The following is a 19,758-nucleotide window of genomic DNA, read 5'->3' on the forward strand; positions in this document are numbered from 1 at the left end:
TTGTGATCAAGAGACAGCCTTTACGGAGCCTTTCACTTTGTAACGTTAGCTTATTTGATGGCGAAGGTCGGCAATGATAAATGCCAACGAATAGCGCCAAGCCTTATCAATAGTGTTGAGAACACGCCGGCCAGAAATGCAGTTTCTGAATCGTGCCCCATGCTGATCGCCATGGTATGGAAAGTACCACCAATGATACAAGCGGTCGCGTAGACTTCACTTCTTAGAATCATAGGCACTTCACGGGCAAGCACGTCGCGGATAATACCGCCACCGCAACCGGTGATGACACCCATGATGATCGCCACTAGTGCTGAATCTTGATAGATAAGTGCTTTTTCTACACCAATGCCAACAAACACCGCTAGGCCAATCGCATCACATACCGGCAATATCCACCAAGCCAGACGTTTCGGGCGTCTTACAATAATCATGGTCAGCAAGCAGGTGGTAATGATGACCCAAAGGTAGGTGGTATCGGTGATCCAAAACACGGGAGTTGCACCCAATGCCATGTCACGAATTGTGCCGCCGCCAATCGCGGTTACACTGCCTAGAACGGCGACGCCAAAGGGATCCATCTTAAGACGGCCAGCGACAAATACGCCTGAGACGGCAAAGATGGCAGTGCCAAATAAATCGATAATATAAAGCAGCATGGAGTCCATGATACTGGTGCTCTTATAGTTAAAATTGTAGGGACAGGTCGGTGGCGAATTGTACGAAAAAACGCAGCAAATAGTTAGTGATTTTGCCTAGCTCTATCAAAGAAATCGCACACTTGTTGGATCGCTTTCAAAGTTCTCGTTGTCGGGCGATTAATCCAGTCAGAATTGAGGGACCAAATCTGATTTTGAGCGACAGCTGGGATCTCATCTTCCCATGTTTGCCACATGGTTCCATTCTCAATCGCGTGCTGAGAAGTGAAGATTACTTGCGGTTTTCTTAATACAACTTGTTCAATACCAACTTGCGGATAGGGAGAGGCGCTGTCTTCAAAAATATTGTGGCCACCACAAAACTCAAACACCTCACTTGGCCAGTGCCCTTGAGCAACAGTGATGATCGGCTTCTCACTGAGTTGGTAGAAGTAGTTTACTGGCTCGGCATCTTTGTATTTTAGTCTCAACGCGTTGAGCTGCTTTCGGTATTGCTGAGCGTTATTTTCGCCAATACTTGGATCGCTAGCGTATTGGCTCAGTTGTTCAATATTGGTTGCGATACTGTCTAGGCTTTTGGTCTTGGAGTAGTAAATATTAAAACCAAATTGCTCTAGTTTCGCGAGTTCTCTGGGCGGGTTTCCTGCTGGCCACGCAAGAATTAAATCAGGTTGCAGTGCGATGATCTTTTCAACCTTGATGCCTTGATAGTTTGCTACTTTTTCGAGCTTGTCGGCTTGTGGTGGGTAATCACTTCGTTCACTTACGGCTACAAGGTTGTTACCTAAACCAGCGCTGTACGCGAGTTCAGTGGCATGAGGAGCAAGGCTGACCACGCGTTGAGCCGGCTGTACTTTTTCTGGAATCAGTGGTGCTTCTTCTGCAAATGATAAAGGCAGCCATAAGCTGGAAGACAAAATAGTAAGGCTTGTAACAAGTACTGAAGGTTTCACTCTAAATCCCTTGGTGAATAAATAGTAAGGCTAGGCTTTGTAAAAAGATCCAGATAGCGATGCGACCAAAGAGTAGTTTCTGAACCTGAGATAGATGCAGGGCTGATGGTGCGATTCTTCCGCCTAATTTTGCGCGAATGGCTTTGGTGTTGTCGTAAATCGCAGGGCCACCTAATGATAACTCCAGCTTGTTACCAACGGCCGTGATTAACCAGGCTGGGCCGGGTAGGGGCCAAGAGCGACTTTGGACTATCATCATTTTAAATGTGTGCGTTGCTTTATCACCACATACGATCATCAAAGCAAACAAACGCATCGGTATAAACTCGAGAATAGCAACTATCTTGATCGCCGTTGAGCCGAATGGCGAATATTGCTTGCGACTTGGCGACCAAGCTCGAGCTAACTCGACCACAAGGCGATACATTAACGCAGCGATTCCACCACCAATGGCGTACCAGAACAACACACAAACTACGTTACGAGCGTAACCCATGATTATGGTTTCTGTGGCGGCTTTGCCGAGGCCAAGTGACGAAAGTGATTCGGTTTGACGATTGACAATCGGAGCCAGTAACTGACGAGCGGCCGCTTTATCTTCTCGGCCAAGTACTTTGATCAGTTGGTTAGCCAGCTTTTCATTATTGCGCCAATCAATCGCGAGTAATAACAGTGCCAATTCAAACAGTTGAGATTGCCAAACCAATGGTTGCAGTGCCAATAGAATAACCAGAGTTGGCAGTACCATTACCCCCCAGGCTAATGTGCCTGAGATTAAACTTTGGGAATAGTTGTGGTTGTTATTAACCTTGCTTGCTAAAAGCTCAGCAAACTTATGCCATAAGGTCGTGGGGTGTGCGGCATGGGGGATAGGTAAAATTAAATGAAAAAGCAGTGCTCCCCACATCACAAGGAGCACGCCATTTGCAAATACCTGATCAAACAGTGTTTGCATGTCTAGTCGCTTACTTTAGTAGGGCAACCATCTTGATAACCATTTCAGAAGAGCTTTGCGCTGCTAGTGGCAGGAACTCTTCGAAGCTCATTGGTGATTCTTTGTCTGCAACATCAGAGATTGCACGAACAACCACGAATGGTACTTGGAATTGGTGACAAGCTTGAGCGATAGCCGATGCTTCCATCTCTACAGCAACAACAGATGGGAAGTGCTTGCGGATGAACTCTTGGCGTTCTGCTGTGCAAACAAATGCGTCGCCAGTACAGATAAGACCGCGAACGGCATGCTTGTCTTCCATTTGTGCTAGTGCTTGTTCAGCAACAGCCATCAGTTTGTCGTCCGCTTTGAACGCTGCAGGTTGACCTGCCATTTGACCGATTTCGTAACCGAAAGCTGTAACATCTGCATCGTGGTGACGAACTTCAGTTGAGATAACCACATCGCCAAGGTTCAGTGTTGAATCAAAACCGCCAGCAGAGCCCGTGTTTAGTACTACGTCTGGCTGGTATTCGCTTAGTAGGATTGAAGTACCCACTGCAGCGGCTACTTTACCAATGCCTGATTGAAGCAAAACAACGTCAACACCATTTATCTGACCAGAGAAAAAGGTACAACCGCCTTTATTAACTTCAGTAATGTCTGAAATTGCTGCCTTTAGGATCGCAACTTCTTGCTCCATTGCGCCAATGATGCCGATTTTCATGTGTAGTCTCTTAATAAATAATATTTAAACAGTAGAGCGAAATTGTAGCATGGATAAGAAGTGTCGAGCGACTGCCCAGAGGCACTTCTCATCCGAATAGCAGCGATTTATCTGCGTATTCTTTTATCTATTTGATCAGGCCTTCGCTTTTTAAGCTAGCGCGAAGTTGTTCAGCACGCTTTCGGTTTACGCCAAAATCAGAGTGACCAGTACGAGACTCTGAACGCACGATCAGTTTGCCAGCAGTGATCTTAAGTTCTAAGTCATCAACAAAGCGCATGATGCGAGAAGTACATTCAACACGCAGGTAATCTTCTGTTTTACTCGCGGTTTTCGATCCCGGTAAGGTTAGCGCAACCTGCTCAATCGCATCTAAGTTTGCTGAATCTGATAACTCAAACGCGGCCAATGCATGCTGCTCACGGTCATCTTGAGTTGATACGCAGTTTGGTTTGTCTCCACAAGGTGATGAAGTTCTGTCTTTCATGTCCGTGATTCCTTGGCTGCAAGCGGTTAACGTTAAAAGTGATAACGAGAGGAGAGCTGCTTTTTTCATAATGTTTCCTATGGCGTTGTTTTAATTGTAGTTATAGGTATTGGCTTGTTTACGATTGTTTTACGTATTTTTCGATATGCTTGTGATAAACGTATCTAATTCAAAAAAGGATCCATCATTGGATCCCTTTTTTATAGTAACGGCCTGAGTAATAAAGGAAACCTTAGATTAGTCACACTTCTAGGTAATCCAAGATCCCTTCTGCGGCTTTACGGCCCTCATCGATAGCGGTTACTACCAAGTCAGATCCTCGAACCGCATCGCCACCTGCAAAGATCTTGCTGTTGGTGGTTTGGTATTGAAACTCTTGTTTACCGGGAGCCTTGATACGACCCCACTGATCGAGTTCCACACCGAAGGGTTCTAGCCATTCCATCGCATGAGGTTGGAAACCAAATGCCATGATCACAGCATCGGCTTCAAGAACATGTTCACTGCCTTCGACAGGCTCTGGGCGACGACGGCCTGCTTCATCAGGTTCACCCAAAGCGGTTTTCACGAATTTAACGCCAACCACATGACCAGCGCTGTTAAGCTCTAAGCCAATAGGTTGGAGGTTGAACTTGAACTTCACACCCTCTTCACGCGCATTCTTCACCTCACGGCGAGAGCCCGGCATATTCGCTTCATCTCGGCGATAAGCACAAACAACATTAGCTGCATGCTGACGAATCGAAGTTCGGACACAGTCCATCGCGGTATCACCACCACCGAGCACAACCACTTTTTTGCATTTCATGTCGATGAATGGTGTTGGGTTATCCAGTTCCATGACCTTGTAGGTATTGGAAACAAGGAATGGCAGTGCATCATAAACGCCCGGTGCGTCTTCGTTATCTAACCCAGCACGCATGTTTTTATAGGTACCGACACCTAAGAAGACAGCATCGTAGTCATCGACCAGTTGTTGTAGTTGAACGTCTTTACCGACTTCGGTATTCATCTTAAATTCGACACCCATACCACTAAAGATACGGCGACGGTTTTCCATGATGCCTTTCTCTAGTTTGAACGATGGGATACCAAACGTGAGCAGGCCACCGATCTCCGGATAGCGGTCAAATACTACGGCCTTCACACCGTTTCGAACTAAGATATCAGCAGCAGCAAGACCTGCGGGGCCTGCACCGATGATTGCGACCTTTTTATCAGTCCATTCGACATGCGACATGTCTGGCTTCCAACCCATCTCAAACGCTTTGTCATTGATGTATTTTTCAATGTTGCCGATGGTTACTGCGCCGAAATCGTCGTTGAGGGTACAAGAGCCTTCACACAAACGGTCTTGAGGACAAACTCGTCCGCAAACCTCAGGCAAGCTGTTGGTTTGGTGGGACAGTTCAGCCGCTTCGATAATGCGCCCTTCATTGGCAAGCTTGAGCCATTGAGGGATGTAGTTGTGGACTGGGCACTTCCATTCACAGTAAGGATTACCACAGTCTAAACAGCGGTCAGCTTGCGCCTTAGCTTGTTGTTTAGTGAAAGGTTCGTAGATCTCTACAAACTCAATCTTACGAATTTTGATTGGTTTCTTCGCTGGATCTACGCGATTCACATCAATAAATTGGTATACATTCTGGCTCATTATTGGCTCCTTCCAATTATTGCGCTTGAACACGAAGTTCAGCAGAGCTGCGGCTTTGATGACCGAGCAAGGTATTAAGGTCCGCCGTCTTCGGCTTCACTAGGTAGAACTTCGGAATCCATTCATCAAAGTTCGCCAGAATAGCTTCAGCGTGTACTGAGCCAGTCTCTTCTAAGTGCTCTGCAATTAAGCCACGCAGATGTTCTTGGTGGATAAATAAGTCAGACAGAGAAAGTGCCTCGACCGACTCGTTATTTACTCGACCTTGGAAGTCTTCGTTCTTATCCATGACATAAGCAAAACCACCTGTCATACCGGCGCCGAAGTTGACGCCAGTTGCGCCAAGAATGGCAACAATACCGCCGGTCATGTATTCACAGGCGTTGTCACCAGCGCCTTCAATCACAGCAACCGTACCTGAGTTACGTACGCCAAATCGTTCGCCAGCCGTACCAGCTGCAAACAGCTTGCCTCCAGTTGCGCCATACAGACAGGTGTTGCCTATGATGGTCGCTTCGTTACAAGTAAATGCGGTGCCTTGGTGAGGCTTGATAACCACTTTGCCGCCAGCCATGCCTTTGCCAACATAGTCATTGGCATCGCCTGTTAGGTAAAGCTCAACGCCGCCTGCGTTCCAAACCGCAAAAGATTGGCCTGCTGTACCGTCGAGATATAACTTGATTGGTGAACCTGCCATCCCTTGGTTGCCGTATCGCTTAGCAATTTCACCAGAGATACGAGCACCAATCGAGCGGTCTGTGTTGATCACGTTGTAGTAAAGGCTGGTGGATTGACGTTTCTCAATTGCATCGAGTGCATCATCCAGAATCTGCTGGTTGAGCTGAGCTTTATCAAATGGTGCGTTTGGCTCGGTCCAAAACAGTGGGTGACCTTCTGGAGATACCGGAGCTTCGAGTATTGAAGATAGATCGAGCTTGTTCTGTTTCGCGGTGAGGCCTTGAACGGCTTCAAGTAAGTCAGTACGACCAATCAGGTCCGTTAGTTTTTCTACGCCGAGTTCTGCAAGGTATTGGCGAACTTCATCGGCTAGGCCTGTAAAGTAGTTCACCACCATGTCTGGCAGGCCTTTGAAGTATTCGCGGCGTAGTGTTTCATCTTGAGTCGCAACACCCGTCGCACAGTTGTTTAGGTGACAAATTCGTAAGAACTTACAACCCATTGCGACCATTGGCGCGGTACCAAAACCAAAGCTTTCTGCACCGAGAATCGCACCTTTAATCACATCAAGGCCAGTTTTTAAACCACCATCGACTTGCAGGCGGATCTTATGACGAAGCCCGTTAGCAACCAGTGCTTGTTGAGTTTCTGCTAAGCCAAGCTCCCAAGGGCAACCTGCGTATTTTACCGAGGTTAGAGGGCTTGCCGCGGTACCGCCATCGTAGCCAGAAATGGTGATCAGATCGGCATAGGCTTTCGCTACACCAGTTGCAATCGTGCCTACACCCGGTTCCGATACTAACTTTACTGAAACCAAGGCTTTAGGGTTCACTTGTTTAAGGTCGAAAATCAGCTGCGCTAGATCCTCGATAGAATAAATATCGTGATGTGGAGGAGGGGAGATCAGTGTCACCCCTTGAACTGAATATCTCAGCTTAGCGATTTCTGCGGTAACTTTATGGCCGGGCAGTTGACCACCTTCTCCAGGCTTCGCACCTTGCGCGACCTTGATCTGCAAAACATCCGCATTGGTTAAGTAATGTGGCGTCACACCAAAACGACCGGAAGCTATCTGCTTGATACGAGAGTTACGGTCAGTACCAAAGCGTCGAGGGTCTTCACCACCTTCACCAGAGTTTGAGTAACCACCCAAGCGGTTCATCGCCATTGCTAATGCTTCATGCGCTTCTGGGCTCAAAGCACCGATCGACATTGCCGCAGAGTCGAAGCGTTTAAACAGATCGCTGTTAGGCTCGACTTGCTCTAGTGGTAGAGGCTGATCGGCTTTTTTGAGGCTCATTAAGTCGCGTAACATCGCAGCTGGACGAGCATTTACTTGCTTAGCAAAAGAGAGATAATCCGATGTCTCACCTGTTTTTACTGCAGTTTGCAGAGTGCCAACCACATCAGGGTTATAGGCGTGATATTCGCCGCCGTGTACGTATTTGAGTAAACCACCGTGCTCGATTGGCTTACGCTTAGTCCAGGCTTTACGCGATAAGTTATAGATATCTTGTTGGAAATCGCTAAAGCTTGCGCCTTGGATTCGAGTGGTAACTCCGCGGAAACAGAGCTCAACAACATCGGAATGAAGGCCAACGGCTTCGAAAAGCTGTGAACAGCGATAAGAGGCAATGGTTGAAATTCCCATCTTCGACATGATCTTGTACAGACCTTTGTTGATGCCGTTTTGGTAATTTTGCATTGCGGCACGATAATCTTTATCTAAAGAGCCATCATCCAACATTTTACCTAACGCTTCATAAGCGAGGTATGGGTAAACCGCGGTTGCACCGAAGCCAAGCAGCACAGCAAATTGGTGTGGGTCGCGCGCAGTTGCTGTCTCAACAACGATGTTGGCATCACAACGCAGGTTGGTATCAGCAAGCCTTGTTTGCACCGCACCAACCAACATGGCTGCAGGGATCGGTAGTTTTCCTTTCTCTAAACCTTTGTCCGACAGCACAACTAAAACCGCACCTTCGCTGACTTCTTGTTCGGCGCTATCACATGCTGCTTTGATTGCTTGTTCTAGATCTTGGTTATTCGGGTCGTAGTGCATGCTGAGAATGACATGACGATAATGTTTTTGACTCAACTGCAGAAGCTGCTGCATGTCTGAGTAAAGCAGTACTGGTGAATCAAACGTGACACGATAGGCGTGACCGTCTGTTTCACAGAACACGTTCATCTCTTTCCCAATACTGGTCGCCAAAGACATCACGTGTTTTTCACGCAATGGATCAATCGGTGGGTTGGTGACTTGTGCAAACTTTTGACGGAAGTAATCAGTGACCAAGCGTTCTTTTGAAGAGAGCACAGCCATTGGCGTGTCGTCGCCCATTGAGCCTACTGCTTCTTGCCCCATATCACCAAGCACACGCAGCACTTGGTCGGACTCTTCGTTGCTCATCGCAAACTGTTTTTGGTAGGTCTTGAGCGTGTCATCGTCAAAGCTGCGCTTACCGACTTGCTCATCGGGCAGATCGGAAAACGGTGTGAGTTTGTGAACGTTCTTTTCCATCCACTCTTTATAAGGATGGCGACCTTTAAGGTCATTGTCGATCTCGTTAGATTGCCACAATTTACCGCGGCGCGTATCTATGACGAGCAATTCACCTGGGCCGACACGCCCTTTCTCTGCGACTTCATCCGGTGCGTAGTTCCAGATACCGACTTCTGATGCGAGCGTGATTAGATTGTCTTTGGTAATCACATAACGCGCAGGACGCAGGCCGTTTCTATCTAGGTTACACGCAGCGTAACGACCATCTGAAAGTACGATACCAGCAGGACCATCCCACGGTTCCATGTGCTTTGAGTTGAAGTCGTAGAATGCACGTAGATCTGGGTCCATATCTGGGTGGTTTTGCCAAGCGGGCGGCACAAGCATGCGCATCGCTCGGAACACATCCATACCACCGGCAAGGAACAGGTCGAGCATGTTATCTAGGCTTGATGAATCTGAGCCTGTCTCATTCACAAAGGGTGCGGCGGTTTGTAAGTCTGGCAGCAACGGCGAAGAGAATTTATAGGCACGAGCCTTAGCCCACTGACGGTTACCTTCAATGGTATTGATCTCACCATTGTGTGCTAAATAGCGGAATGGTTGAGCCAGTGGCCAACGTGGTTGAGTATTGGTTGAGAAACGCTGGTGGAACAGACATATCGCCGATTCCATACGTAAGTCAGCAAGATCGAGGTAAAATCGCGGAAGATCGGCCGGCATACACAAGCCTTTGTAAACCATGACTTGTGTCGAAAGGCTACAAATATAGAAATCTTTGTCTTCGGTGATCTGTTTTTCAATTCTGCGACGAGCGATATAAAGGCGTCGTTCAATATCGCGTTCACGCCAACCCGCGGGGGCCGAGATAAACACTTGCTGAATATTGGGAACTGAATCTTTGGCAATCGGACCTAATACGTCGGTGTTGGTCGGTACTACGCGCCAACCTGCAACCGTTAAGGTCTCTTGAGCGAGCTCTTTATTGACGATGTCTTGCGCGGATTGCGCTTTGATTGGATCTTGGCTGAAGAAAATCATGCCGACAGCGTATTGCTTGCCGAGCTTGAAGTTATTCTCTTCAGCAATAATTCTGAGATAAGAGTCAGGCTTCTGTAGTAATAAGCCACAGCCATCCCCGGTTTTACCATCCGCAGCGATACCACCACGGTGTGTCATGCGATCGAGGGCTGAAATAGCAGTTCTTACCAACTTATGACTAGGTTGGCCTTCCATTTGCGCTATTAAACCAAATCCACAGTTGTCTTTTTCAAGACTAGGATCATATAGAGCCATTGCAATTCTCCCTTTTGCTTCTCTGTCATCCAGACAGTAAATGACTAACTATTCATATACTTGTTGTTTTTTATAAACTGATAGTTTGCTTTAGCCAGTTAAAACGTTATTGGTTGTGTTAACAAAACCGATTGATTTTATTTTCATCAGCTTTACAACGTATAGCTAATTGTGTTTAAGGTCAAGTTCATGGTTAATTATCATGCATAAACGCGATTAGCCACTTAATAATCTAAAATAGTCGATGGATATCAATGAGATATAGAAGGTGAATGTTAACGAGATTTAAAATATACAACAGGATGATTTTGAAAACGCCAAAGGCCAGATAGAAAAAAGGCTAGCATCGAGTGCTAGCCAAATATAAAAGTTAGGAAGGGTATTGCTTTTCCTCTAGGCTAACGTAATTGACGTTAGCCCGAGAAATATTATGCGGAAAGCATGAGTGAATCAGCTTTCGCTTCTAAGTTTGAGTTACCCATTAAGAAGTCATCAATCGCAATTGCACATTCACGACCTTCATTAATACAACGTACAACTAGAGATTGACCAGTACGCATATCACCAGCAGCGAAAACGCCTTTCTGGTTCGTTGCAAAACCTTCAGAAGCGACGTTACCGCGCTCGTCCAGTTTAATGTCTAGTTGAGCAAGCACGCCGGTTGGCTCCGGGTGTAAGAAGCCCATTGCTAGGAATGCCATGTCACAAGGAATAACACGTTCAGAGTTCGCGACTTCATCAAAGCCTGGACGCTCACCTGGTTTCGCATCTTGCCAAACGATGTCAGCAATACGTAGACCCGTCACTTGACCTTGCTCGTTACCGATGAACTCTTTGGTTAAGATGTTCCAGTGACGTTCACAACCTTCTTCGTGAGAAGTGGTGGTTTTCATGATCATTGGGTATTGAGGCCAAGGCATGTTTGCAGGGCGCTTCTCTGGTGGGATCGGCATGATCTCAACCTGAGTAATGCTCGCTGCCTTATGACGGTTTGATGTGCCCACACAGTCAGAACCAGTATCACCACCACCGATAACCACAACGTGCTTATCTTTAGCGTGAATCTCTTCTGTTTTAAGATCTAGGTTGTTAGCACGGCGGTTGTTTTGACCAAGGAATTCCATGGCAAAGTGAACGCCTTTCAACTCACGACCAGGGATTGGCAAGTCGCGTGGAACCGTAGAACCACCCGTTAGCAATACCACATCAAACTCTTGGCGTAACTGTTGAGCATTAACATCAACACCGATGTGTTGGTTAACTTTAAACTCAACGCCAGCTTCAGCCATTAAGTTGATCTTACGATCAATCACGTCCATACCTAGTTTGAAATCTGGGATACCGAAGCGAAGTAGACCACCGACTTTCTCGTCACGTTCAAATACCGTTACCGAGTGACCAGCGCTGTTTAGCTGCTCAGCTGCGGCTAAGCCAGCAGGACCTGAACCGATAACTGCGACAGTTTTACCTGTGCGAGAGCGTGGTGTTTTAGGTTTTGCGTACCCTTCACGGTACGCAGTTTCGACAATCGTTTTCTCGATATTACAGATAGTGATTGGGTCTTGGTTGATACCAAGAACACAGGCACTTTCACAAGGAGCAGGACAAACACGACCGGTAAACTCAGGGAAGTTGTTGGTAGAGCTTAGGATGTTCCAAGCCTCTTCCCAGCTGTCACGGTAAACCGCATCATTGAATTCTGGGATGATGTTACCAATCGGACAACCGCTGTGACAGAAAGGTACGCCACAGTCCATACAACGAGATGCTTGAGTATTGATCTTGTCACCAAACTCTTCGTTAAGTACGAACTCTTTGTTGTCTTCGATACGAACCGATGGGTCGAGCTTCTTTGGAAGCTCGCGACCGTGTTCTAAAAATCCAGTAGGCTTACCCATTATACTGCCTCCACTTCTTCCGTTTGTGCCTGTTGTGCTTCAGCTTTACGCTTCTCAAGAACTGCTTTGTAGTCGCGTGGCATTACTTTAACTAGCGATGCAACACTTGCTTCAAAGTTGTCTAGGAAAGACTGAGCAACTTCACTTCCTGTGAATTCAACGTGCTTGGTTAGCATATCTAGTAGAAGATCTTTATCTTCTTGTTCAATTGGATCTAGGTCTACAAGTTCTGGGTTAAGCTTGGTTTCGAAGTCACCAGCTTTGTCCCAAACATAAGCGACACCGCCACTCATACCCGCAGCAAAGTTACGACCTGTTGAGCCAAGGATAACGGCAACACCGCCAGTCATGTATTCACAACCGTGGTCACCAACGCCCTCAACAACAACCTTCGCACCTGAGTTACGAACACAGAAACGTTCACCAGCCATACCGCGAATGAAAGATTCACCTGAGGTTGCACCGTAGAAACATACGTTACCAACCACGATGTTATCTTCAGCAACGATAGAAGACTTCGCATCTGGGTACAGTACCAAAGTACCGCCAGACAGACCTTTACCCCAGTAATCGTTCGCGTCGCCTTCTACTTCGAACTTAACGCCTTTCGCAAGGAACGCACCGAAAGATTGGCCAGCACTACCGTGGAACTTAACGTTCATTGGTTGTGGTAAACCTTGGTCTTTGTAAACCTTCGAGATTTCGTTCGACAGCATGGTACCTGCAGAGCGGTCCGTGTTGATGATAGGGAAGCTTGCATTCACGGCTTCGCCTTTCTCAAGAGCTGGAATCGCAGCTTGAATCAACTTGCGGTCTAGAACGTCTTCTAGGTTGTGGTTTTGTTGCGTCTGGTTGTAGATACCATCTTCTTCACGTGCCTGCTCAATGTGCAGTACAGGTGTTAGATCTAGGTTCTTGTACTTCCAGTGGCCGATGTCATCACGAACTTTAAGTTTGTGCGATTGACCAACCATCTCATCGATAGAGCGGAAGCCAAGTTCAGCCATTACTTCACGCAGACCTTCAGCCATGTATTGGAAGAAAGTCACTACGTCTTCTACGCGGCCGTCGAAACGCTCACGCAGAGTTTTGTTTTGTGTTGCGATACCAACAGGACATGTATTCTTGTGACACTTACGCATCATGATACAGCCTTCAACAACCAATGCTGCTGTTGCTACGCCCCATTCTTCCGCGCCAAGTAACGTTGCTACTGCAAGGTCACGTGGTGTTTTCATCTGACCATCAGACTGAACAACGATACGGTTACGTAGGCCGTTTTTCAGTAGTGTTTGGTGCGTTTCTGCTAGACCTAGTTCCCAAGGCAGACCGGTATGACGGATAGAAGACATCGGAGATGCACCCGTACCACCATCAAAACCTGCGATAAGTACCACGTCAGCTTTCGCTTTCGCTACACCCGATGCAATCGTACCTACGCCAGCTTCTGATACTAGCTTCACGTTGACACGACCGTTACGGTTCGCGTTTTTCAGATCGTAGATCAGCTGAGCCAAATCTTCGATTGAGTAGATATCGTGGTGTGGCGGTGGCGAGATAAGACCTACGCCCGGAGTCGAGTGACGCGTTGCGCCGATCCAGTCATCAACCTTATCACCAGGTAGTTGACCACCTTCGCCCGGTTTCGCACCTTGAGCCATCTTGATTTGTAGCTCATCAGCGTTAGATAGGTAGTAAGACGTTACACCAAAGCGACCAGAAGCCACCTGTTTGATTGCTGAACGTTCCCAGTCGCCGTTTTCTTTACGTTCGAAACGTGCTGGATCTTCACCACCTTCACCTGAGTTTGATTTCGCGCCAATGCGGTTCATCGCAACAGCCAGTGTTGAGTGAGCCTCATGCGAGATTGAACCAAAGCTCATTGCGCCGGTTGCGAAACGCTTAAGAATGTTCTCGATTGGTTCTACTTCTGCTATAGGAATAGAGCCTGCAGGGTTCTTGATGAAGTCCAGTTGGCTACGTAGCGTTGCTGCGTTGTCGCCTTGGTCATCAACTGCTTTTGCGTACTTCTTGAACTGACCGTAATCTTTGTTACGCGTCGATTCTTGAAGTAGAGAAATCGTTTCTGGGTTGAATAAGTGTTTCTCACCACGTTGTTTCCACTGGTAAACACCACCAACATCAAGGATCTGAGCTGGAATTTCACGAGCTGGGTAACCAACACGGTGACGAACCAATACTTCTCGCGCGATATCGTCGATCGTTAGACCTTGGATACGAGAAACAGTACCTGTGAAGTATTTTTCAACCACTGATTTGCTAACACCAAGTGCTTCAAAGATTTGTGCACCGTGGTAAGACTGCAGCGTAGAGATCCCCATCTTAGAGAAGATCTTAAGTAGACCGCCGTTAACACCTTTACGGTAGTTATCGAATAACTCACGTGGGTGTACGTTTGGATCTAGCTTCTTAGTACGTTGCAGTTCAACAATCGTTTCAATAACTAGGTATGGGTTAACTGCGTTTGCACCATAACCGATAAGCGTTGCAAAGTGGTGTGTCTCACGAGCGTCGCCCGTTTCAACAACGATGTCACACTTAGCACGTAGACCTTTACGGATTAGGTGGTGGTGAACCGCGCCAACCGCCAGCATTGCTGGAATAGCGGCATGGTTAGAGTTAACCGCACGGTCTGTCAGTAGGATGATAGAGTAGCCATCAATCACTGCGTCTTCTGCGTATTGGCAGATACGCTTAAGTGCGCGCTCTAACTTACCTTGGTCGCCATTTGCTTGGAATACGATATCCAGCGTCTTCGCCTGAAGGTGCTCGTTATCGATTGCACGCAGTTTTTCTAACTCAGAGTTAGACAGTACTGGAGACTCAAGTTCTACTTTTTGACAGTGCTCAGGTGTTTCAGCAAGTAAGTTCTGGTCTTTACCTAGGTAAGTGTTCAGAGACATAACCATGCGCTCACGAATCGGGTCGATCGGCGGGTTAGTTACTTGTGCAAACAACTGTTTGAAGTAGTTTGAAAGGTGCTGCGATTGGTGAGAAAGAATCGCTAGCGGCCAGTCAGCACCCATTGCAGAAAGTGGCTCGTAGCCTGTTTTCGCAAGAGGTAGAATGATTTCGTTTACTTCTTCAGAACTCACGCCAAACGATTGTTGTTTGTGTAGTAGTTTCTCTGGAGAAGGTTGGCTAAATTCGTTGCTCGCATCCGGTAGCTTTTTCAGGCTCAGAAGGTTCTCTGCAACCCACTTTTCGTAAGGTTGTGCTTTAGCAATGCTGTCTTTCACTTCTTCATCAGAAATGATGCGGCCTTGCTCAAGGTCAGCAACGAAGATACGACCTGGTTGTAGACGACCACGGTACTCAACGTTTTCAGGTGCAATCTCAACAACACCAGACTCAGACGCCATTACTAGGAAGTCGTCTTTAGTTACTGTGTAGCGAGAAGGACGCAGACCGTTACGGTCAAGTGTTGCACCTACTTGAACACCATCGGTGAAACATACTGATGCTGGGCCATCCCATGGTTCCATTACGTTCGCGTGGTACTGGTAGAACGCACGACGAGTTGGATCCATGTTTTTGTTTTCTTGCCATGCTTCCGGGATCATCATCATCAACGCGTGTGGCAGAGTACGACCTGAAAGAACAAGTAGTTCCAGTGCCATATCGAAGTTTGATGAATCCGAACTACCTTCCTGACAGATAGGAAGCAGCATGTCGATTTCAGCTTGTGTAAACAGATCCGATTCTAGGATTGCTTCACGTGCTTTCATCCAGTTCAGGTTGCCGCGAACCGTATTGATTTCGCCATTGTGCGCGATGTAACGGAAAGGCTGAGCTAGACGCCAACGTGGGAATGTATTGGTAGAGAAGCGAGAGTGTACTAGTGCTAGAGCTGTCACCATGGTTGGGTTTTGCAGATCTAGGAAGTACTGAGGAACTTGTTCAGTTGTTAGCTGACCTTTGTACACCAATGTCTTGTAAGACATAGAGTTGATGTAGAAGTCATCACCGATATTTGAAACGCTTTCTAGGCATACACGAACCGTGTAGTTACGTAGAACATACAGTTTACGCTCAAGCTCTTCTGGTGTGATACCAGGGCCGCCAGAAATAAATACGTGTTCAAATTGAGGTTCAGTGCTTAGTGGGTCAGCACCAATCATTGAATTGTCCGTTGGAAGTTCACGGTAACCGATAACTTCTAACTCAAGGCGTTGTGCATTGCGTTCTAGAATGTCACGACACTGTGCACGTTTGTGTTCATCTTTAGGGAAAAGTACAACACCAACACCATATTTTTCAAAAGATGGCAGCTTAATTCCAAGCTTTACGGCTTCTTCTAGTAAGAATTCGTGCGGCTTCTGTAGCAGGATACCTGCACCATCACCAGAACACGGATCGCAGCCTTGGCCGCCACGGTGTTCCATACGTGCAAGCATATCGAGTGCTTGAGTTACTACATCATGAGATTTGCGATTCTTTAGATGCGCAACAAAACCGATACCACAAGCGTCATGCTCCAATTCAGGAGTATACAGACCCTGTGAGTTCTGCTCTTGATCTACCATAGATACATCCTTCCAGTTAAATCTAGGCGCAACTTATTTGTATAAAGTCAGCCTTGTCCTTTTATATTTATGGGTCTAAACCTGCCTATGCTGGCGGTTTGAATCCTTTCCGTATCTCGCAGGAAAAGTATTGCGAGAAAAACAATCCTTAGTGATACCTGTTTATTTTTAACCACAAACTAGTGGTTTATATAGGTGGGAGTTAGATATCACCGACTTATTAGCAAGTTTTCGTTGTAAGTAAATACTCAAAAATAGCCAATATGTGTAAGTATCCTACAATTTTGTCTAGGCGAATTGCAATGAAAGTTGACCCATGTAGACCATTTTTTTCGTTTTATTTTGAATTTAATGCCTAACAAATGTGCAACATTAGGCAAATAGAGCCGATTTTTTGCATGTTTATTGATATTTGTTAGGTTGCTCGCAAAAAGCCTTGAGTAAACTAATTGGTCGAATTTTGCAGGGATGTAATTTTTTTTCAAAAAAGACTGATATTCATTCTTATTTACTTGAGTGCTTTGAAAATATGCAATTACACGAGTTGGTCAATACTATCGGCCAAGACCTTCAACGCCGTTATGGCGAGAAGGTTCACAAGCTGACGCTTCATGGTGGTTTCAGCTGCCCAAACCGAGACGGGACAATTGGCCGTGGAGGTTGCACGTTTTGTAACGTGGCTTCCTTTGCCGATGAACAAACTCAAATTCAAAGTATTGCTGACCAGCTAAAAGATCGTGCGGGTGAGATTGCTCGTGCCAAGAAGTACCTGGCTTACTTTCAGGCGTACACCAGCACTTATGCTGAGGTGCAAGTGCTCAAGAATATGTATGAAGAGGCGCTAAAAGCACCCGGTGCAGAGATCGTCGGCCTTTGTGTTGGTACGCGACCAGACTGTGTGCCTGATGCGGTGTTGGATCTGTTAGCGGGCTACGTTAAACAAGGCTATGAGATTTGGCTCGAGCTTGGCCTGCAAACCGCCAATGATAAAACCCTCAAGCGAATTAACCGCGGCCACGATTTTGCGGTGTATGAAACGATCACCCAACGCGCACGCGCTTTAGGTATCAAGGTGTGTACTCACCTGATTGTTGGTCTACCAAAAGAAACCAAAGCGGATAACCTTGAAACCTTAGACAAGGTATTAGCCGTTGGCACCGATGGTATTAAGCTGCACGGCCTTCATATAGTAGAGGGCAGTACCATGGCTAAGGCGTGGAAGGCAGGAAAGCTAGAAGCCCCAAGCCTTGAAGAGTACATCGATATCGCGAGTGAGATCATTCAACGCACGCCTGCGGACGTGGTTTATCACCGTGTTTCTTCAGCGGCGAGACGCCCAACCTTACTTTCTCCTTTATGGTGTGAGAACCGCTGGTTAGCGATGACTGAAATAGGTCGTTCGTTGGATAAAACCGGTGCTCAAGGCATCAAAACGGGCTCTGCATTCGAGTACACGTTGCCTGTTTTAAACGCGGCCAATTAATAGAAATGGGTGACTGTAGGTAACAGCAGATAAAACCAATAAATAGTGGTAACATTTCCCTAACAGATTTTATGGTATAGATTGAGAGTAAATGGAACTGGTAATGACTTGGTTGTGGGACAGGGCGTATGGCTACGGTATTTATATCGTTGTTGTATTGCTGATTGCTCTCATCTGCTGGCATCTCTATTCTCGTTATCAGTCGCATATCGAAACGCTTCTACTTGCTACCCCGTCGCCACTCTACTTTGTTGATGTTCGAAGTGGCGAAATACTCTATGCCAATCGCCAAGCCATGCAGTTGCTTGGTATCCGCCAAATCGGTGTTAATTTTCGCTTTCCTACTGTGGAAAGCGAGAACAGCTTTCGTCACTACTTAACCAACCACATCAACTCTCGAGCCTTCGAGCAGGTCTCCCTGTGGGCGCTTTCTGAATTTGAGTCGTTCAAGATCAACTTGATCGGTCGTAAGATCCATTTTAGAAATAAGCAGGCTTGGATGATTCACGCCTCACCTTATAAAAACACTAACGAAGAACTGTCCCAAGAAGTTCGAGAACTGAATGTTGCTCGTACCGCTTTGGATTCTTTGTCTGAGCTGATCTACGTGAAAGATCAGAAAGGTCAGTTAGTGACGAGTAATCGCTCGTTTAAAAAGTTTTGGCATGGTCGTGCTGAAGAGGGCACCCTGAGTGTTTCTGGTGGAGTATTAAAAGGTCGTGTAAGTGAACGCTCTTGGACTACAGATCAAGATGGAAAAAGCTGCTTGCTTGAAACCTACCAAAGTGTGCTGCTTTCCCAAGATGGAGAAACCATCGGCACGCTCTCTATTAGTCATGATGTGACCGATTGGCATGACATGCAGCAGAAACTGCGTGGCGAGATGGAGAAGCGAAAAGATACCGAAGTGGCACTTGCGCAGCGTGACACCATCTTGCAAAACCTCCTGGAGGCCAGCCCAGACTCGATTGGTATCTTTAATGAAAACATGGTTTATCAAGCGTGTAATAAACCATTTGTGGCTGCGCTGGGTATCTCTGAAGTCAGTGACTTGATCGGTAAACGTTTACAAGATGTGGTGCCACATAGCATCTATACGCGAATATCAGAAACCGATCATCAAGTGCTTCATCAAAGTAAATCACTGCGTTATATCGACAAAGTGGTCTCAAGTGATGGAACATTTACTTGGTATGATGTAGTCAAATCACCGTTTAGAGATCCAGCATCGAGCACTAATGGTGTGTTGATCATGGCGCGTGATATTACAGAGCGTTATCTAGCAGAACAAAAGCTTGAAGAAGCCAACCTTGAACTTGAACGCCTCAGCTTTATGGATAGCCTGACTAAAGTGTCTAACCGACGTCGTTTCGATGAACAGCTCTCTACACTGTGGCATTATCATGTGCGTGAGAAGCTGCCACTGACGATCATGCTATGTGATATCGACTTCTTTAAAGGCTACAACGACTTTTACGGACACCAACAAGGCGATGATGCTTTGATTCAGGTTTCTCAGGCATTTAAGCAGGTGTTGAATCGTTCATCTGATTGTGTGGCTCGTTATGGTGGTGAAGAGTTCGGCTTTATTCTGCCAAATACAACGACCGAAGGTGCTCAGCTGGTGGCGCAGCGTATTCATGATGAAGTCCTAAAATTGGAACTTGCGCATGAGAAGTCGACAGTCTCTGAATTCATCACGGTGAGTATTGGTATTATCTCTTACATTCCTACACCTGATGATGAAATGGAATCGGCTGTTGCCTTGGCTGATAGTGCGTTGTATCAAGCGAAATCAGACGGTCGCAACCGTTCAATGGTGCATCCATACTCAATTCGCTAACGCTATAAAATTGGCAATTTGATTATCCCCGGCTATTTTTGCTTAGTTAGTATTTGTATTGGTTAATTAACCTTCGAAATTACCGCTGAACAC

Annotated in this window: 11 protein-coding genes; 2 read left to right on the plus strand and 9 right to left on the minus strand. The window is 46.6% G+C overall.

Going from position 1 to position 19,758, the window contains the following annotated elements; translation table 11 throughout:
• Positions 1-50: 50 nt before the first annotated feature.
• The 9 genes from AB4371_RS08550 to gltB (AB4371_RS08590) all read right to left on the minus strand — a co-directional run bounded on the left by AB4371_RS08550 (position 51) and on the right by gltB (AB4371_RS08590) (position 16,339).
• The gene (locus AB4371_RS08550) at positions 51-668 is read right to left on the minus strand and encodes a TRIC cation channel family protein (protein WP_102394344.1); all 618 of its coding nucleotides are present in this window, start codon (positions 666-668) and stop codon (positions 51-53) included.
• A gap of 74 nt (positions 669-742) precedes the next feature.
• On the minus strand, positions 743-1,612 hold the full coding sequence (btuF, locus tag AB4371_RS08555) for a vitamin B12 ABC transporter substrate-binding protein BtuF (RefSeq protein WP_102394345.1): 870 nt from the start codon (positions 1,610-1,612) through the stop codon (positions 743-745).
• A 1-nt stretch (position 1,613) separates the two neighbouring features.
• Entirely contained in the window at positions 1,614-2,567 is a 954-nt protein-coding gene (locus AB4371_RS08560) for a cobalamin biosynthesis family protein (protein ID WP_372149450.1), read from the minus strand.
• Between the two features lie 10 nt (positions 2,568-2,577).
• Positions 2,578-3,273, minus strand: coding sequence for a 5'-methylthioadenosine/S-adenosylhomocysteine nucleosidase (gene mtnN / locus AB4371_RS08565; protein ID WP_017090520.1), 696 nt, complete (start codon positions 3,271-3,273; stop codon positions 2,578-2,580).
• Positions 3,274-3,400: 127 nt separating this feature from the next.
• A complete protein-coding gene (locus tag AB4371_RS08570) occupies positions 3,401-3,829 on the minus strand; it encodes a DUF1499 domain-containing protein (protein WP_102394347.1) in 429 nt (142 codons plus the stop codon).
• Positions 3,830-4,001: 172 nt separating this feature from the next.
• Positions 4,002-5,414, minus strand: a complete 1,413-nt coding sequence (locus AB4371_RS08575) for an FAD-dependent oxidoreductase (RefSeq protein ID WP_372149452.1) — start codon at positions 5,412-5,414, stop codon at positions 4,002-4,004.
• A 16-nt stretch (positions 5,415-5,430) separates the two neighbouring features.
• Positions 5,431-9,894 carry a glutamate synthase large subunit gene (gene gltB / locus AB4371_RS08580; protein ID WP_372149454.1) on the minus strand — a complete coding sequence of 1,488 codons (4,464 nt, stop codon included), beginning with the start codon at positions 9,892-9,894 and terminating at the stop codon, positions 5,431-5,433.
• A gap of 428 nt (positions 9,895-10,322) precedes the next feature.
• On the minus strand, positions 10,323-11,792 hold the full coding sequence (locus tag AB4371_RS08585; protein WP_017070082.1) for a glutamate synthase subunit beta: 1,470 nt from the start codon (positions 11,790-11,792) through the stop codon (positions 10,323-10,325).
• A complete protein-coding gene (gltB, locus tag AB4371_RS08590) occupies positions 11,792-16,339 on the minus strand; it encodes a glutamate synthase large subunit (RefSeq protein ID WP_372149456.1) in 4,548 nt (1,515 codons plus the stop codon). The genes AB4371_RS08585 and gltB (AB4371_RS08590) overlap by 1 nt, the downstream gene beginning before the upstream one ends.
• 529 nt (positions 16,340-16,868) lie before the next feature.
• Here gltB (AB4371_RS08590) and AB4371_RS08595 point away from each other — a divergent pair.
• Together AB4371_RS08595 and AB4371_RS08600 are read left to right on the plus strand one after the other, a co-directional pair.
• Entirely contained in the window at positions 16,869-17,822 is a 954-nt protein-coding gene (locus AB4371_RS08595; RefSeq protein WP_017059306.1) for a TIGR01212 family radical SAM protein, read from the plus strand.
• Positions 17,823-17,913: 91 nt separating this feature from the next.
• Positions 17,914-19,665 (plus strand): diguanylate cyclase domain-containing protein, encoded by a 1,752-nt coding sequence (locus AB4371_RS08600; protein WP_017059307.1) that lies wholly within the window; start codon positions 17,914-17,916, stop codon positions 19,663-19,665.
• The last annotated feature ends 93 nt before the right edge of the window (positions 19,666-19,758 follow it).

The organism is Vibrio sp. 10N.261.51.A3 (assembly GCF_041471965.1).
In the GTDB taxonomy this organism is placed as follows: domain Bacteria; phylum Pseudomonadota; class Gammaproteobacteria; order Enterobacterales; family Vibrionaceae; genus Vibrio; species Vibrio crassostreae_C.

What these genes read in the sequence shown, in the direction of transcription:
- AB4371_RS08550 (WP_102394344.1), bottom strand. Translation starts at nt 668, where the DNA reads ATGGACTCCATGCTGCTTTATATTATCGATTTATTTGGCACTGCCATC.
- AB4371_RS08560 (WP_372149450.1), bottom strand. Translation starts at nt 2,567, where the DNA reads ATGCAAACACTGTTTGATCAGGTATTTGCAAATGGCGTGCTCCTTGTG.
- mtnN (WP_017090520.1), bottom strand. Translation starts at nt 3,273, where the DNA reads ATGAAAATCGGCATCATTGGCGCAATGGAGCAAGAAGTTGCGATCCTA.
- AB4371_RS08570 (WP_102394347.1), bottom strand. Translation starts at nt 3,829, where the DNA reads ATGAAAAAAGCAGCTCTCCTCTCGTTATCACTTTTAACGTTAACCGCT.
- AB4371_RS08575 (WP_372149452.1), bottom strand. Translation starts at nt 5,414, where the DNA reads ATGAGCCAGAATGTATACCAATTTATTGATGTGAATCGCGTAGATCCA.
- gltB (WP_372149454.1), bottom strand. Translation starts at nt 9,894, where the DNA reads ATGGCTCTATATGATCCTAGTCTTGAAAAAGACAACTGTGGATTTGGT.
- AB4371_RS08585 (WP_017070082.1), bottom strand. Translation starts at nt 11,792, where the DNA reads ATGGGTAAGCCTACTGGATTTTTAGAACACGGTCGCGAGCTTCCAAAG.
- gltB (WP_372149456.1), bottom strand. Translation starts at nt 16,339, where the DNA reads ATGGTAGATCAAGAGCAGAACTCACAGGGTCTGTATACTCCTGAATTG.
- AB4371_RS08595 (WP_017059306.1), top strand. Translation starts at nt 16,869, where the DNA reads ATGCAATTACACGAGTTGGTCAATACTATCGGCCAAGACCTTCAACGC.
- AB4371_RS08600 (WP_017059307.1), top strand. Translation starts at nt 17,914, where the DNA reads ATGGAACTGGTAATGACTTGGTTGTGGGACAGGGCGTATGGCTACGGT.